The following is a 13,874-nucleotide window of genomic DNA, read 5'->3' on the forward strand; positions in this document are numbered from 1 at the left end:
ATTTTCCGGTGGAGCCTTGGACCAGAAGTCCAACGCGCCGCTGTTGAAACTGCATATACGCAGGATGGCCCGAGTCTGCAACCCCCTGAGGGATTCGCATTCGGATTTACACCATCCACCACCGTTCGGCGATGCGGCCATCGTCCAGCGCACCGTTCCCGGCAATCTGCCGCGGCATCCCGACAGAATCCGATACGGCAAGGGCCATGTCGGCCTCGGAGGGGTGGAACCGGACACCGCGCGTGCCTCGCATTCCGGCCCGATCCGGAAGCGCCGCGATATCGACATACCCGTCCCGCAGCGCCTCGGCGCGCACGGCTGGGTCCGGGATTACAATGACTTCAACCGCGTCAGCCCATCCGGCCTGACCATCTTTATAATGCCCCTCGACACGGCGGCCCAGAAAATGGCGGCCATCTTCTGCCCGTTCGACACGATAGCAGCCGGTGCCGTAGGCTTTGCGCAACGGGGATACGGTTTCACCGGCGCGCGCAACAACAAAGCGGCTGTCGGCCAACAGGAATGGCAATCCGGGATTTGCCTCGGCAAGTTCAAGCCGCAGGCGGTTGGGGGCAAGCGCCTCGGGCCTTCCGATTTCGGCCAGAACGGCCAGGACATCGGCAATCTGCAAGGGTTCGCCATCGTGAAAGACCGCGTCATCACGCAGATCAAAGTTCCAGACCCGTGCGTCGGCGTCGGTTTGCCAGCCGGTCGCAAGCTCACCGCGCAACGTACCATCCGGGGCGATTTCGGTCATTGTGTCGAAAACGGCCCCACGCGCCACTTGCTCGAGGCTGTCATCGCGCGGAACAGCCAGACGCAATGTCCCGCCTTTCTTGGGCGTACCGGCAAGGGATGCTCCTGTCGCCGCTAGCAATGCGGCAGCGGCACCAGAGGCAAAGAGAGCACGGCGATCGATGCGGGTCATGCGACACCCTCCGCCACACGGTCCATGATTCGCACCAGTTCCGCGCTGATGCCCGGCTCGGACAGGGCGTGCCCCGCCTGACGAACCATCTTCAGTTCGGCATTCGGCCAGCGTTCCGCCAGCGACCAGGCGGCCTGCGGCGGGCAGATCATGTCATAGCGCCCCTGCACGATATGGCCGGGGATATGCGCGATCCGGTCCATCTGATCCAGAATCTGCCCGTCCGTTTCCAGAAACGCCTTGTTGGTGAAATAGTGATTCTCGAGCCGCGCAAAGGTGCGCGCGTATTCGCCGGGGCTTTCGCCAACCGATCCGTTGGTGTGGATCGAGGCCAGCGCGTTTTCCCAATGCGACCAGGCCCGCGCATACAGGATCTCTGTCGCGCGGTCGCCCGAAAACAGACGTTTGTTATAGGCGGCAATGGTGTCGTTCAGTTCAACCTCGGGCAGCAGCGAGGTGAATTTCTGCCATTGCTCGGGCCAAAACCGCCCGGCGCCACCGCCGTAAAACCAGTCAAGCTCGGCCTGAGTCGCAAGGAACACCCCGCGCAACACCAGTCGACTGACGCGATCGGGATGGGTCTGGGCATAGATCAACGCCAGAGTCGCCCCCCAGCTTCCGCCAAAAGCGATCCATTCTTCGATCTCGAAGAGTTTGCGCAGCCGCTCTATGTCGGCCACCAGATGCCACGTCGTGTTGTCCTCGACCGAGGCGGTGGGGCGCGACCGGCCACATCCGCGCTGGTCAAACAGAATCACCCTGTAAGCCTGAGGATCGAAGTATCGCCTCATGGCCGGGCTGCACCCCCCACCCGGCCCCCCGTGCAGGATCACGACGGGTATGCCGTCAGGATTTCCGCATTGTTCCACATAAATACGGTGCCCATCGCCCATATTGACCATCCGCTGGTCGAAAGGGTCGATCGGCGGGTACAGATATTGAACTGCGCGCTTTTGGTCCGGGTACTTGTCCATTATGGCCCTATATAGTCCTTAAGCGTAAAAGAGCACACGGAGACAGGAATGCAAGCGCATCCGAACACGGTGGACCCGTCCGAGATCGCAAAATTCGAGGCGATGGCCGCCGAATGGTGGGACCCGCACGGGAAATTCAAACCATTGCACATGCTTAACCCGTGCCGGCTGGACTATATAACGCAGCAGATCGCCGGAGAATTCGATCGCGACCTAAAGTCGCCTGTGCCGTTCGAAGGCCTGCGCCTGCTGGATATCGGCTGCGGCGGCGGGCTGCTGAGCGAACCCATGGCGCGGCTCGGTGCTGAAGTTGTGGGTGCCGACGCCGCCGAGGGCAACCTGCCCGTGGCCCGCATCCATGCCGAGCAATCGGGGCTGCAAATCGATTATCGCCACACAACCGCCGAAGACATGGCTGCAGCAGGCGAACAATTCGACGTGGTGCTGAACATGGAGGTGGTCGAACATGTGGCCGATCCCCTTGGCTTTCTGACCGCATCGCAAGACTTGCTGAAACCGGGTGGCTTGCTGATCTGCTCCACCATCAACCGCAACCCGAAATCCTATGCGATGGCGATTTTCGGGGCCGAGGTCGTCATGCGCTGGCTGCCGCGCGGCACCCATGAATGGAACAAGTTCATCACGCCGGACGAGCTGTTCGACCTGCTGCGTCAGGCCGGGCTGGACCCGGTGGACCGCAAAGGGTTCGTGTTCAACCCAATCCTGTGGAGCTGGTCCATCTCGGATCGGGACTTGAGCGTGAATTACGTGACGGCGAGCGTGAAGCCACAGTAGGGGGTTACTCCCCCTCCAACTGCAACCGCAAATCCCTTAGAACCGGCAGCGTGCCGCGCACCCGTTCCAGCCCCAGCTCTCCGACGACACGGTTGATCAGCGGCGCGATCGAGGAAATCGCCTGATCCCGCGCACGGCGACCGGCGGGGCTGATCGCGACCATCTTGCGGCGGGCGTCGTCCCAGTCGGGGCGGATGTGGATGTATCCGGCCCATTCCAGCTTGGCCAAGGTGTTGGTCATCGCTCCTCGGGTCACGTGGAATGTGTTGGCCAGTTGCGCCGGGCTACGCTCGTCCCCGACGAAAACCAGATGATTCAGCACAGAGAAATGCGAAATTTCCATACCCTTGGGCAGCACCCGGCTGAGCCGGTTGCGCAACAACTGATCCGCGGTCAGGATCTCGCTGAACAGCGTGACCGCAAGGGCGTTGGTGTCTTCCGTCATTGTTCAGTTCTGTCAGGGTCCCGTGAAAGACCGGATATGTGTCAACGACGGCACGCGGCGGCGTGCCTCTGACACAGAACTATCATCCAAATCGAAAATGTGAATGCCCGGATCGGTACCTGCGTCGATCAGCACCTCTCCCCAAGGGGCGACAACCATGCTGTGCCCATGGGTAAAACGCGTCTTTCCGCGCGTTGATGGGTGTTCCCCCGTTTGCGCGGGGGCCAAGACCCAACAGCCTGTCTCGATCGCCCGGGCCCGCAGCAGCGATTCCCAATGCGCGGCGCCCGTAACAGGTGAAAACGCTGCCGGAACGGTCAGGATTCGCGCGCCTGCCTGCGCCAAAGCCGCATGCAGGTACGGAAACCGGATGTCATAACAGATGGTCAAACCCACCTTGCCAAAATCGGTTTCGGCTATGACCGCCTTTTCACCGGGGCGGTAGTTCTTTGATTCGCGAAACGTCTCGGTCTCGGTGACTTGCACGTCGAACATATGAATCTTGTCGTAACGCGCCACGATCTGACCTTGCGGATCGATCATGAAAGACCGGTTGGCAAACCGCCCGTCAGCGTCATGAGTCTTGATCCCCAGTGACCCGATCAACACCCACACGCCCAGTCGGGCGGCCTGTTCCCGCAGGCCGGCCAAGGTGATGTCGTCTTCTTCGTGCTGAAGAACCTCGTTTTGCCGCGTCGTACTGTTTGACACGCAATTCGTGACCTCTGGCGTCAGGATAAACCGCGCACCCTGCCCTGCCGCGTCGGCCGCCATGGCGCGCACCATGTCCAGGTTTTCGACCGGATCATCCGACGAGGTGATTTGCAGCAGCGCGGTCTTCATCAGGCCGCAAGCAGACGGTCAAGCTTGCCTTGCCGCTCCAGCTCGTAAAGGTCGTCGCAGCCGCCCACATGCTGTGTCCCGATGAAAATCTGAGGCACGGTGCGTTTGCCGCCTGCGCGCTGGATCATCTCGGGCTTGCGTTTGGGGTGCATCAGAATGTCAACTTCCTTGAACTCAACGCCTTTCTGCTTCAGCAGACGTTTGGCCGCGTGGCAAAAACCACAGAGCGGCGAGGTATAGATTTCTACGGGCTTCATGTTCCGGTCCCTTTGGGTTTCGTGCGATCTTGGGCGAATTAGGCATCCTTGGCAACGCGCGCCAGTGCCAACACGAAAATATGATTTGCCGCAGCGGCCTGACACGCACGCGTGCACGCCGCCAACGTCGCGCCGGATGTCATCACGTCATCCACCAGCAGGACATCGCGCCCCTTCAAATGCAGTGCCCGCCTTGGGTGGATGTCAATTGCGCCTGCCAAGGCTTCGTCCCTTTCCCGCGCGGTCTTTCCGTCCAGCGCCGGGGTCCGCCGTTTGCGCACCAGCAGATCCGGCATGCAGTCCAACCCGGTTTCTCGCCCTAGGTTGCGTGCCAGCAGCGCAGACTGATTGTATCGCCGTTTCAGCAGGCGTGACCAATGCAACGGCACCGGAGCAATCACCATACCGGGACGCAACAGCTCGCGCCCGGCCTGCGCCATCCAACGCGCAGCGGGGCGGGCCAGTTCGGTACGGTCACCATGTTTCAAAGCCAGAACAAGTGACCGCGCCTTCCCATCATACATCAGCGCAGCGCGGCCCGCGTTCCAGGGCGGAGGGGTTTTCAGACAATCGTCGCACTCGGTCCGGAACCTGTCTGCGCTTCCGATCACGGGCACACCACAGCTTTCGCAAACCGTGCCACCGATGAACGGCGTATCCCGCCAACACGCCCCACACAGGCCGAAATCGGATTCCGTCAGCTCTCCGCAGCCCATGCAACGCGGCGGGTAGATCAGAGCAAGGGCAGTTTGAATCCGCTGCGCAATGCGATACTTGCGACCTATGAAACTGCCCGAGCCCACCGCACCCTCTCTTTTCGACCGTAACGCCATTCTGCATCATCGCGCCCGCGCGAAGGACGACGCCTTGTTCTTGCACCGCGCCGCCATTGATGAGGTTCAGGATCGGCTCTCCATGGTTAACAGAACCTTTACGGCACCTGCGGTTGTGACCCCTTTTCCACAGCTTTGGGCAGACGTTTTTCCGGATGCCGCCATTGTCGCGGATGACGATGTGCTGTCGCTTCAACCCGGTGCGCATGATCTGGTAATTCATGCGATGGCGCTGCATTGCGCCAATGACCCGGTCGGCCAGTTGATCCAATGCAAAAGGGCTTTGAAACCGGATGGACTGGTTCTTGTTCTATGCCTTGGGGGTGAGACCCTTCACGAATTGCGCGCCGCGCTGGGTCAGGCCGAAATCAAAGTCACGGGCGGGCTCAGCCCCCGAATCGCCCCCATGGCCGAACTGCGCGACCTCGGTGGATTGTTGCAGCGGGCCGGTCTGGCATTGCCAGTGGCCGATGCCGTACCGCTGACGGCAGAATACCGCGATATCTGGCACCTGATGCACGATCTGAGGGACATGGGTGAGACCAACGCTTTGGCTGCCCGGTTGAAATGCCCAACCCGACGCAGAGTGTTCGAAGCCGCACAGCGCGTCTATTCGGATCACTTTTCGACGGAAACAGGCCGCCTTGCCGCAACCTTCGAACTGATTTGCCTGACCGGCTGGTCCCCCGATGACAGCCAACCAAAGCCGCTGCGCCCGGGGTCAGCCCAAATGCGCCTGGCAGATGCCCTGCGCACGAAAGAGGGCAAACTGCCGGATTGACGCGCAACCAAATCCCTTTATCTCAGGTCGGAACACGAAAACTCAGGAATGCTCAAATGTTTGATGCCACTCGTCCCGCTCATGCTCCTGCCGACCATCCCAAGGTCAAGATGGGCCGTGTTGGCATTTTGCTGGCCAATCTGGGCACCCCGGACGATTACACCTATTGGCCGATGCGTCGCTATCTGAACGAGTTTCTGTCGGATCAACGGGTCATCGACTATCCGAAATGGAAATGGCAACCGATTCTTCAGGCGATCATCCTCAGCAAACGGCCATTCAGTTCGGGAGAAGCCTACAAATCGATCTGGAATCACGAGAAGGGCGAAAGCCCGCTGATGACGATCACCAAGGACCAGACTGCCAAGCTGCGCGGCGCAATGCAGGATCGGTACGGGGATCAGGTGATGGTCGATTTCTGTATGCGCTACGGCAACCCCTCAACAAAGTCCAAAGTGCGCGAGATGGTTGCCGCGGGCTGTGACCGTATTCTGTTCTTCCCGCTTTACCCACAATACGCGGGCGCAACCACAGCCACCGCCAATGACCAGTTCTTTCGTGTACTGATGGATGAGGCCTGGCAGCCCGCCTCGCGAACCGTACCGGCCTATTTCGACCAACCGGCCTATATCGACGCCCTGGCGCAATCCGTTGAACGTGCCTATGCAGCGGCGGAGACAAAACCCGATATTCTGGTCTGCTCGTATCACGGGATGCCGGAACGGTATCTGCAACAGGGTGACCCCTATCATTGCCAGTGCGCCAAAACGACACGGCTGCTGAAGGAACGGCTGGGGTGGTCTGACGATCAACTGGTTTCAACGTTCCAGTCGCGATTCGGCCCCGAGGAATGGCTGAAACCCTATACAGTGGATCATGTGGCGGATTTGGCCAGGCAGGGCAAAAAGAACATAGCGGTCATCGCACCGGCATTCTCGGCCGACTGCATCGAAACGCTGGAAGAGATCAACGAAGAGATCAAGGAAAGCTTCGAAGAAGCAGGCGGCGAAACCTTCACCTATATTCCATGCCTCAATGACGATGCGGCGCACATTGCTGCATTGGGCACGGTGATCGAAGAAAACTTGCGTGGCTGGCTGGACTGACCTGCACAGCCTTGGGAAACAAAAAAGGCGGTGGATTGCTCCACCGCCTTTTTCATGAATTCCGTGTCGGATTAGCTTGCAGCAACAGCAGCAGCAACAACGACCAGCAGGATCAGCGGCAGCAGGATGCCCTGCGACGAACCCTGAGTTTCTTCTACAACAACAGGTGCTTCAACAACCGGCTCTTCCAGGTTACCAGCATAAGCGGTCGAAGCGGCAGCAGTCAGTGCAGCAGCGAGAACGAGTTTCTTCATATTAACCTCCAGAATTTGCGCAGTTCCAATGCCCGGAACCACACATCTAAGACTTACCTCGTGGTTTTTTCTAATCAGCATTGACGCTGGAATGCAATTGCAACTTGACCGCTAAGCGGGTTCCCACACGAAAATGTCGTCAAATTAGCAACACTTGCGTGCCGACCTTCGCCATCGAGAACAGCTCGGCAATGTCTTCGTTGAACAGACCGATACAGCCATTCGACGACCGACGTCCGATTTTTCGCGTATCGTGCGTGCCGTGAATGCGGTAATACTTCCAGCTCAGGTATAAAGCGTGTGTTCCCAGCGGGTTATCTGGCCCCGGAGGAATATAGTCCGGCCATTCCGGATTTCGTTTTTTCATCGACGGCGTCGGAGACCAGCTGGGCCCTTCAACCTTGCGGATTACGCTGGTACGCCCGCGCCGGGTGAGTTCTTCGGTCAGCGGAACCGACGACGGGTACAATTTGTACACCGCTTGATCATCCGACCAATAATGCAGCGCTCTTGAGACGGTATCGACCAGAATGGCGCCATTTCTGGTGTTCGAGAAATACGGTTGCCAATCCAATGCCCGGAACCCGGATACGTTGCGGCGAACCGCCGGTTCAGTCTCGGGTGCAGGGCGCAGCGGGTCGCCCGGGATATATTGCGCCAGTGCTGGGGTTGCCAGCGTCGCAGTGGCCCCTGCCAGAAATCCCCTGCGAGTGGGCGAATGAATACGCTTTTTGACCATGACAACGGGTCCTGTGTTTAGATGAGGTCTGAAATCTATGACATTCTATTGCCAGAATGCTTCAGTCGCAAATCAAACCGGCAGAATCATGCGAGTTAGGGCCATTGCGCGTTTGCTCAGAGCCTTCAGGCGCGCTATGCCCTGTAAAGACACAATAACCAGGTCGATCATGACGCGTATCGTTTCTTTACTCTTGATTTGCTTTGTCGCGCTGGCGGCATGTACAGACACCGGCACCACGACCATTGGTGCAGACGGTCGCCCGCTGCCCACGGTCTACAAAATTCGCGGCAACCCGGAAAAGTTGCAGTTCCGTATGGTTGATTCGGTCAATGCCCTGCGCCAGGCCCAGGGATTGCAGCCTGTCCAGCTGAACGCGCAGCTGAACGCAGCAGCGGCGACCCATTCCAAGGACATGGCCAGACAGAACCGGCCCTGGCACTTTGGGTCCGACGGTTCCTCGCCGATCGATCGGGCTGCACGGGTCGGATATTTCGGCACGTTCCTCGGTGAAGCCATTTCCGAGACATACGAAACCGAAACCGAAACCCTTGCCGCCTGGATGCAGGAACCCGGACCGCGCGCCGTGATCATGGACCCCAAGGCCACGCAGATGGGGTTCGCCTGGCATCAGGAAAAAGGCGGGAAAATCTGGTGGACGCTGGAAATGGGAACCGGCGGCTGACCCCGATCACCGTACACACAAAAAGGCCCCCGAAATCCGGGGGCTTTTTTTTGTGATTACGCTGCCTGCATGGACTGCGCTTCGGTCAGGATAGCATAAAGCTTGACCGGATCAGGGTTCGCCCGAAGTTTGGTGCACACCGAGGTGTCCCTCAGCGTGCGTGACACAAGGGCCAGCGCCTTGAGATGATCGACGCCGGCCTCTTCCGGCGCAAAAAGTGCAAAGGCGATGTCCACGGGTTGACGATCAACCGATCCAAAGTCGATGGGCTTTTCCAGCATGACGAATACGCCCGAAACCGAATCCAGCTCGGGCAAACGCGCGTGCGGAAGCGCAACGCCATGCCCCACGCCGGTCGGGCCCAGGCTTTCCCGTTCGAGCAGACAGTCGACGACGGCCTGCGAGTCGAGCCCCAGATTGGCGGCTGCTACATCGCCTATTTCCTGAAACAACCGCTTCTTGCTGGAAGCGGCGGATAGTACACGTACTGCTTCGGGCTTTAGTATGCTCGAAAGCTCCATGATCACGCTCCATGGGCACCGCACCCGCCTCGGCGGGTGCCGCCCCGTATCCTTGCCTGTTAAGGATCAATCCAGCCGATATTACCGTCTTCGCGACGATACACGACGTTCAATCCATCCTTGTTCTCATTTCTGAACACCAGCACCGGGGCACCGGCAAGTTCCATTTGCATCACGGCTTCACCAACGCTCAAAGATGGGATTTTAGTTTCCATCTCAGCCACAATCATGGGCTGTAGCGATTCGGGTTCATCGGCCGTGTCCGATTCGTCAGAGGCGAGGATATAAGAGGACGCCCCAAAGAGTTCAACCGGCTCGGACCGATCCTTGTGGTGGTCCTTCAAACGACGTTTGTAGCGCCGCAGTTGTGTTTCCATTTTGTCGCAGCATGCCTCGAACGCCGCATAAATTTCGGTTGCATGCGCCTTGGCCTGAGCGGTCAGCCCGGTGGACAGGTGCACTGTTGTTTCGCATACATATTCATGCGCTGAACGGGAAAAGACGACGTTGGCGTCGGTAGGCCGCTGGGCATATTTGCCCACAACCTCGCCCAATTCGGTCTGCACGTGAGTCTGAAGCGCCGCACCGATGTCGATCTGTTTTCCGCTGATTTGGTAACGCATGTGATCTCCTTCACAATTCACACCCATTCTGACGTCACGTTACGCGACGAACTTGTTTTTATCGGGTGGGGGGTCGAGACACTTTCCGCGGTTGTCTTAACTCCAGCCCTTCAACGAAGGGACAACGATCTCCAGACTGGAACCGGGTAAATGCCATGGGACAATTGAGGCAAGAGACGACGGAAGAGTCAATCAAAACAGGTGTGTATATACGCGATTTCCGCCATGCATCCGACGCAGACCATAACAAGCCTATGAAATACGGAAGTTTTCGCCAAGATAGACACGGCGGACATTCTCGTTCTCGACGACTTCGTCAGGTGTGCCGGACATCAGAACCTGCCCGTCATGCAGGATATAGGCGCGGTCGACAATTTCCAGCGTTTCCCGCACGTTATGGTCGGTGATCAGAACACCGATCCCCCGTTTTTTAAGGTCGGCAACCAGATGCCGGATATCGCCGACGCTGATCGGATCAACACCCGCAAATGGTTCGTCCAACAAAAGATATTTCGGGTCTGCGGCCAAACATCGCGCTATCTCAACGCGGCGGCGCTCACCGCCGGAAAGGGCAAGAGCAGGCGCGCGACGCAGATGTTCGATCGAGAAATCCGACAACAGCTCTTCCAGCCGTTCTTTCCGCCTGTGAGCATGAGGAACCGTGATATCCAGTACCGCGGCGATATTGTCCTCGACGCTCATGCCGCGAAAGATCGACATCTCCTGCGGCAGGTAACCGATGCCCATTCGCGCACGCCGGTACATCGGCAAAGTCGTAACATTCTGGCCGTCAATCGTGACTTTGCCGGCCTCTGGGAAAACAAGCCCCGCCACGGAATAAAAGGTCGTGGTCTTACCCGACCCGTTGGGTCCCAACAGGGCAACGACTTCGGACCGGTCCAGTGTCATCGAGACATCGCGGATCACCGTTTTCTTACGGTAGGATTTCCGCAGCTTCTCGATGCGCAGCCCGGAATTGCCTTCGGCCACTGACAGGTCGGGTCGCGCCATCAGTTGTTTCCCTGCTGAAGGATCGTCTTGACGCGCCCGGTCATGGTCGCTGTGCCCGTTGTCAGATTGGCGTTCATCTGGTCGCCGCTGATGATGCTGGGGCCTTGCGTCAGCAGGACATTGCCTTTCATCACGATCACACCGGAATCGATCGTGTATTCCGCCCAATCGCCCTCTGCCGCATCGGGCGGGCTGACCAGAACAACATTCTCGGTGGCTTCCATCCGTTCAATCGCCGAGCGTTCCTCGTTATAGATCACGAGAACCCGTTCAGCAGTCAGCCGCATTTCGCCCTGAATGACGACGACATTTCCGAGGAATTCGGCAGAACCGTCCTCCTGGTTGACGTTCAATGTTTCGGACGTGACCTCGACCGGAAGACTCGGGTCGGCATTTGCAGAACCAAAAGCCACCTGCGCCTCCTGCGCTGTCGCGGTTACGGCACCTGCAAACAGAGCAAGGCACAAAGGAACAAAACGAAAATCGAACACAGGTTATCTTTCTGCTTTTTCAGGCTCGTATACCAGCTTCACGCCGTCTGTAAAAACAATATGGACCGGTCCGTCCTTTTTTTCAGTGCCAAAGGTCATGCGTCCGGCGGAAAAATTGCCGATCGGCCCGGTTCCGTTCACCCGCCCCGGCGTGTCGCCCCGGATTTCGTCCAGCGACGTGTTGAGCAGATCAGTCGTGACCTGAAGTCCGTCGGCAGTGGTAATCACGACGTCGCCGACAAAAGTTGCCGTGCCCTCATCGGGGCGGATCAAACCTGAATTGGAATCCAGAAATATCGTTCCACCGCTGAGAAGCCCCAGACGGCCCCGAAATTCGGATGCGGTCGGGGTTTCGTCTTCGCCGCCCTGCTTGGCCTGGATGGCTTCGATCTGGACATCTTCGCCTTTGCGGGTTGTCCCTCGATATTTCGGCTGTGTGACCACCTGTTGCGCCAATCGCTCGTCAATGTCTTTTTCGGCGAATGGCACCGATACGTTGGTTTCGATGCTGCGAGACAGCAGGAACACTGTGGACAGCATCAGAATGGCCGCAAGTGGCAACAGAACCTTCAGGAACTGTACCATGCGGGAATACCTGTCCAATTCGACCTCCCTCAGCCCAGACCGACGCGCAAGCAGTCGTGGATATGCAGAAGACCCAGCGCCTGCCCGGATGCAGCCTCGTCGACCACAAACAGCGAAGTGATCTTGCGATCATTCATGATCGCCACCGCCTCTTCGGCCAATGCGTCCGGTGTTATGGTGGTCGGATTGGCGGTCATGACCTGCTCGGTCGTTTTGTCCAGCAGACCGTCCATGTGTCGCCGCAAGTCACCGTCCGTAATGATGCCCGACAAATGCCCCTGCGCATCCGTTACACCGGCCACGCCGAAACCCTTTTGGCTAATTTCGATCAGCGCGTCGCTCATCGCGGTGTTCGCCGCGACCAGAGGCAGGGCGTCGCCTGTATGCATCAGGTCGCGCACCGTACTCAGCCGTGCACCCAGCTTTCCGCCGGGGTGGAAGGCGCGAAAATCCTCGGGGCGGAAGTCGCGATACTTCATCAGCGCAATGGCCAGCGCATCGCCCATTGCAAGGGTCAGCGTCGTCGAGATCGAAGGCACCATGCCGAAACCGCAGGCCTCGCCCATCGACGGTATCAGCAGATGCACATCAGCCTGTTTCATCAACGTGCTTTCTGGCTTGCTGGATAGCCCGATCAGCGGAATGCCAAAGCGGCGCGTAAAGGCAAGCAGGTTGGCCAGCTCAGGCGCTTCGCCCGAATTCGAAATCGCCAGCACCACATCGCCTTTGGAAACCATGCCCAGATCTCCATGGCTGGCCTCGGCCGGGTGCACGAAATAGGCGGGCGTTCCGGTACTGGCCAGAGTGGCGGCAATCTTGTGGCCGATATGGCCCGATTTTCCGATGCCACTGATGATGATGCGCCCGGTGGCTTTCAGGATCAGATGCACGGCCTCGGCAAAATGCTCGTCAAGGCTGTCGGCCAGCACATCCAGCGCGCGGGCCTCGTCAGTGACGACCTGGCGGGCGGTTCTCAGAAATGCTTCGGTGTCGGTCATGAGTGTGCAAAGATATCCGTTTCGGGCCAACCGGCGAGGTCCAGCTTCGCACGCATCGGCAGGAAATCAAAACAGGCCTGCGCCATCTCGGTCCGGCCCTCGCGCGCCAGCCGCTTGTTCAACTCGTCGCGCAGGCGGTGCAGATAAAGAACGTCCGAGGCCGCATAGTCCAGCTGAGCATCGGTCAGGGTTTCAGCGCCCCAGTCGCTCATCTGCTGTTGTTTCGAGATATCCACGCCGATCAGTTCCTGGCACAGGTTCTTCAGCCCGTGACGGTCGGTGTAGGTGCGCACCAGCCGGCTGGCGATCTTGGTGCAGTAAACCGGCGCGGCCAGGGCACCAAAGGTGTGATACATCGCGGCGATGTCGAACCGCCCGAAATGGAACAGCTTCAGGACATCGGGGTTTTCCAGCATGGCACCCAGGTTCGGGGCTACGGTCTGGCCCTTGTCCACCTGGATGATATGGCTGTTACCGTCGCCGCCTGACATTTGGATCACGCACAGGCGATCGCGATGCGGGTTCAGCCCCATGGTTTCACAGTCAATGGCCACAACCGGGCCCAGATCCAGCCCATCCGGCAGATCGTTTTTGTACAAATGGTTCGCCACCCGACTATTCCTTTGTGCGATATCGCCTCCGAGATAGGCGGTTTGGTCCCCAAACTCAACGCCGACCGAAAGTCGCGGGCCGTTCGATGCCGAATCCTTGACCATATCCCCATCGGGGGGATATGGATAAGTCATGTCAGACAACGCCCACCAGTCACATCCACAGATCACGGCCCGACTGAAGCGGGCCCATGGGCACCTGGCCAAGGTCATTGCCATGCTCGAGGAGCACGCCCCCTGTTCCGACATCGCCCAACAGTTGTTTGCAGTAGAGAAGGCCGTCACCAATGCCAAACGCGCATTGATTCATGATCATATCGAACACTGCCTGTCCGCTGACGACGATGGCGGCGGGATCGAAGACTTCAAAGCGATTACAAAGTACCTCTGAGCC

Annotated in this window: 20 protein-coding genes; 5 read left to right on the plus strand and 15 right to left on the minus strand. The window is 58.7% G+C overall.

Annotation, left to right across the window (positions count from 1 at the left end; genetic code table 11):
• Positions 1–106: 106 nt before the first annotated feature.
• Together ACR0I0_RS16455 and pip are read right to left on the minus strand one after the other, a co-directional pair.
• Positions 107–928, minus strand: a complete 822-nt coding sequence (locus ACR0I0_RS16455; protein ID WP_480492259.1) for an ABC transporter substrate-binding protein — start codon at positions 926–928, stop codon at positions 107–109.
• Positions 925–1,902: a prolyl aminopeptidase gene (gene pip, locus ACR0I0_RS16460; RefSeq protein WP_480492261.1), complete on the minus strand. Its 978-nt coding sequence runs from the start codon at positions 1,900–1,902 to the stop codon at positions 925–927. Before pip ends, ACR0I0_RS16455 begins: the two co-directional genes overlap by 4 nt.
• A 48-nt stretch (positions 1,903–1,950) precedes the next feature.
• On the opposite strand from pip, the gene ubiG reads away from it, so the two are divergent.
• Positions 1,951–2,697 carry a bifunctional 2-polyprenyl-6-hydroxyphenol methylase/3-demethylubiquinol 3-O-methyltransferase UbiG gene (ubiG, locus tag ACR0I0_RS16465; protein WP_209834178.1) on the plus strand — a complete coding sequence of 249 codons (747 nt, stop codon included), beginning with the start codon at positions 1,951–1,953 and terminating at the stop codon, positions 2,695–2,697.
• Between the two features lie 4 nt (positions 2,698–2,701).
• Here the strand turns inward: ubiG and ACR0I0_RS16470 are convergent, their stop codons facing one another.
• From ACR0I0_RS16470 to ACR0I0_RS16485, 4 genes are read right to left on the minus strand one after another with little or no spacing between them, the layout of a single operon-like run.
• Entirely contained in the window at positions 2,702–3,142 is a 441-nt protein-coding gene (locus ACR0I0_RS16470) for a MarR family winged helix-turn-helix transcriptional regulator (protein WP_171635682.1), read from the minus strand.
• A gap of 12 nt (positions 3,143–3,154) precedes the next feature.
• Entirely contained in the window at positions 3,155–3,985 is an 831-nt protein-coding gene (locus tag ACR0I0_RS16475) for a carbon-nitrogen hydrolase family protein (RefSeq protein ID WP_480492264.1), read from the minus strand.
• Positions 3,985–4,242 carry a glutaredoxin 3 gene (grxC, locus tag ACR0I0_RS16480; protein WP_152459773.1) on the minus strand — a complete coding sequence of 86 codons (258 nt, stop codon included), beginning with the start codon at positions 4,240–4,242 and terminating at the stop codon, positions 3,985–3,987. The genes ACR0I0_RS16475 and grxC overlap by 1 nt, the downstream gene beginning before the upstream one ends.
• Before the next feature lie 38 nt (positions 4,243–4,280).
• On the minus strand, positions 4,281–5,075 hold the full coding sequence (locus ACR0I0_RS16485) for a double zinc ribbon domain-containing protein (protein ID WP_480492266.1): 795 nt from the start codon (positions 5,073–5,075) through the stop codon (positions 4,281–4,283).
• Between ACR0I0_RS16485 and ACR0I0_RS16490 the strand changes: the two genes are divergently transcribed.
• Together ACR0I0_RS16490 and hemH are read left to right on the plus strand one after the other, a co-directional pair.
• Positions 5,026–5,856 (plus strand): methyltransferase domain-containing protein, encoded by an 831-nt coding sequence (locus ACR0I0_RS16490; protein ID WP_171635676.1) that lies wholly within the window; start codon positions 5,026–5,028, stop codon positions 5,854–5,856. The two genes, ACR0I0_RS16485 and ACR0I0_RS16490, sit on opposite strands and share 50 nt — an antisense overlap.
• A 56-nt stretch (positions 5,857–5,912) precedes the next feature.
• Entirely contained in the window at positions 5,913–6,962 is a 1,050-nt protein-coding gene (gene hemH, locus ACR0I0_RS16495) for a ferrochelatase (RefSeq protein WP_480492268.1), read from the plus strand.
• A 71-nt stretch (positions 6,963–7,033) separates the two neighbouring features.
• Here hemH and ACR0I0_RS16500 read toward each other — a convergent pair whose 3' ends face one another.
• On the minus strand, positions 7,034–7,216 hold the full coding sequence (locus ACR0I0_RS16500) for a hypothetical protein (RefSeq protein ID WP_117870963.1): 183 nt from the start codon (positions 7,214–7,216) through the stop codon (positions 7,034–7,036).
• A gap of 139 nt (positions 7,217–7,355) precedes the next feature.
• Positions 7,356–7,955 carry a L,D-transpeptidase gene (locus tag ACR0I0_RS16505; RefSeq protein WP_171635671.1) on the minus strand — a complete coding sequence of 200 codons (600 nt, stop codon included), beginning with the start codon at positions 7,953–7,955 and terminating at the stop codon, positions 7,356–7,358.
• A 169-nt stretch (positions 7,956–8,124) separates the two neighbouring features.
• On the opposite strand from ACR0I0_RS16505, the gene dalA reads away from it, so the two are divergent.
• Complete coding sequence (dalA, locus tag ACR0I0_RS16510) at positions 8,125–8,640, plus strand: divisome-associated lipoprotein DalA (RefSeq protein WP_171120163.1); 516 nt, start codon at positions 8,125–8,127, stop codon at positions 8,638–8,640.
• Positions 8,641–8,696: 56 nt separating this feature from the next.
• Here dalA and ptsN read toward each other — a convergent pair whose 3' ends face one another.
• The 7 genes from ptsN to ACR0I0_RS16545 form a co-directional block, all read right to left on the minus strand.
• The gene (gene ptsN, locus ACR0I0_RS16515; protein ID WP_117872900.1) at positions 8,697–9,161 is read right to left on the minus strand and encodes a PTS IIA-like nitrogen regulatory protein PtsN; all 465 of its coding nucleotides are present in this window, start codon (positions 9,159–9,161) and stop codon (positions 8,697–8,699) included.
• Positions 9,162–9,220: 59 nt separating this feature from the next.
• Complete coding sequence (hpf, locus tag ACR0I0_RS16520) at positions 9,221–9,784, minus strand: ribosome hibernation-promoting factor, HPF/YfiA family (RefSeq protein WP_117870967.1); 564 nt, start codon at positions 9,782–9,784, stop codon at positions 9,221–9,223.
• Positions 9,785–10,036: 252 nt separating this feature from the next.
• Complete coding sequence (lptB, locus tag ACR0I0_RS16525) at positions 10,037–10,795, minus strand: LPS export ABC transporter ATP-binding protein (protein ID WP_152459766.1); 759 nt, start codon at positions 10,793–10,795, stop codon at positions 10,037–10,039.
• Complete coding sequence (locus ACR0I0_RS16530) at positions 10,795–11,286, minus strand: LptA/OstA family protein (protein ID WP_371732247.1); 492 nt, start codon at positions 11,284–11,286, stop codon at positions 10,795–10,797. The genes lptB and ACR0I0_RS16530 overlap by 1 nt, the downstream gene beginning before the upstream one ends.
• A gap of 3 nt (positions 11,287–11,289) precedes the next feature.
• Positions 11,290–11,871 (minus strand): LPS export ABC transporter periplasmic protein LptC, encoded by a 582-nt coding sequence (locus ACR0I0_RS16535; protein ID WP_245218082.1) that lies wholly within the window; start codon positions 11,869–11,871, stop codon positions 11,290–11,292.
• A gap of 29 nt (positions 11,872–11,900) precedes the next feature.
• The gene (locus tag ACR0I0_RS16540; protein WP_171724122.1) at positions 11,901–12,869 is read right to left on the minus strand and encodes a KpsF/GutQ family sugar-phosphate isomerase; all 969 of its coding nucleotides are present in this window, start codon (positions 12,867–12,869) and stop codon (positions 11,901–11,903) included.
• On the minus strand, positions 12,866–13,480 hold the full coding sequence (locus ACR0I0_RS16545) for a ribonuclease D (protein WP_209834187.1): 615 nt from the start codon (positions 13,478–13,480) through the stop codon (positions 12,866–12,868). The genes ACR0I0_RS16540 and ACR0I0_RS16545 overlap by 4 nt, the downstream gene beginning before the upstream one ends.
• Positions 13,481–13,613: 133 nt before the next feature.
• On the opposite strand from ACR0I0_RS16545, the gene ACR0I0_RS16550 reads away from it, so the two are divergent.
• On the plus strand, positions 13,614–13,871 hold the full coding sequence (locus tag ACR0I0_RS16550) for a metal-sensing transcriptional repressor (RefSeq protein ID WP_171635661.1): 258 nt from the start codon (positions 13,614–13,616) through the stop codon (positions 13,869–13,871).
• Positions 13,872–13,874: the final 3 nt, after the last annotated feature.

The organism is Ruegeria sp. AG6 (genome assembly GCF_056541565.1).

What these genes read in the sequence shown, in the direction of transcription:
- ACR0I0_RS16455 (WP_480492259.1), bottom strand. Translation starts at nt 928, where the DNA reads ATGACCCGCATCGATCGCCGTGCTCTCTTTGCCTCTGGTGCCGCTGCC.
- pip (WP_480492261.1), bottom strand. Translation starts at nt 1,902, where the DNA reads ATGGACAAGTACCCGGACCAAAAGCGCGCAGTTCAATATCTGTACCCG.
- ubiG (WP_209834178.1), top strand. Translation starts at nt 1,951, where the DNA reads ATGCAAGCGCATCCGAACACGGTGGACCCGTCCGAGATCGCAAAATTC.
- ACR0I0_RS16470 (WP_171635682.1), bottom strand. Translation starts at nt 3,142, where the DNA reads ATGACGGAAGACACCAACGCCCTTGCGGTCACGCTGTTCAGCGAGATC.
- ACR0I0_RS16475 (WP_480492264.1), bottom strand. Translation starts at nt 3,985, where the DNA reads ATGAAGACCGCGCTGCTGCAAATCACCTCGTCGGATGATCCGGTCGAA.
- grxC (WP_152459773.1), bottom strand. Translation starts at nt 4,242, where the DNA reads ATGAAGCCCGTAGAAATCTATACCTCGCCGCTCTGTGGTTTTTGCCAC.
- ACR0I0_RS16490 (WP_171635676.1), top strand. Translation starts at nt 5,026, where the DNA reads ATGAAACTGCCCGAGCCCACCGCACCCTCTCTTTTCGACCGTAACGCC.
- ACR0I0_RS16485 (WP_480492266.1), bottom strand. Translation starts at nt 5,075, where the DNA reads ATGGCGTTACGGTCGAAAAGAGAGGGTGCGGTGGGCTCGGGCAGTTTC.
- hemH (WP_480492268.1), top strand. Translation starts at nt 5,913, where the DNA reads ATGTTTGATGCCACTCGTCCCGCTCATGCTCCTGCCGACCATCCCAAG.
- ACR0I0_RS16500 (WP_117870963.1), bottom strand. Translation starts at nt 7,216, where the DNA reads ATGAAGAAACTCGTTCTCGCTGCTGCACTGACTGCTGCCGCTTCGACC.
- ACR0I0_RS16505 (WP_171635671.1), bottom strand. Translation starts at nt 7,955, where the DNA reads ATGGTCAAAAAGCGTATTCATTCGCCCACTCGCAGGGGATTTCTGGCA.
- dalA (WP_171120163.1), top strand. Translation starts at nt 8,125, where the DNA reads ATGACGCGTATCGTTTCTTTACTCTTGATTTGCTTTGTCGCGCTGGCG.
- ptsN (WP_117872900.1), bottom strand. Translation starts at nt 9,161, where the DNA reads ATGGAGCTTTCGAGCATACTAAAGCCCGAAGCAGTACGTGTACTATCC.
- hpf (WP_117870967.1), bottom strand. Translation starts at nt 9,784, where the DNA reads ATGCGTTACCAAATCAGCGGAAAACAGATCGACATCGGTGCGGCGCTT.
- lptB (WP_152459766.1), bottom strand. Translation starts at nt 10,795, where the DNA reads ATGGCGCGACCCGACCTGTCAGTGGCCGAAGGCAATTCCGGGCTGCGC.
- ACR0I0_RS16535 (WP_245218082.1), bottom strand. Translation starts at nt 11,871, where the DNA reads ATGGTACAGTTCCTGAAGGTTCTGTTGCCACTTGCGGCCATTCTGATG.
- ACR0I0_RS16540 (WP_171724122.1), bottom strand. Translation starts at nt 12,869, where the DNA reads ATGACCGACACCGAAGCATTTCTGAGAACCGCCCGCCAGGTCGTCACT.
- ACR0I0_RS16550 (WP_171635661.1), top strand. Translation starts at nt 13,614, where the DNA reads ATGTCAGACAACGCCCACCAGTCACATCCACAGATCACGGCCCGACTG.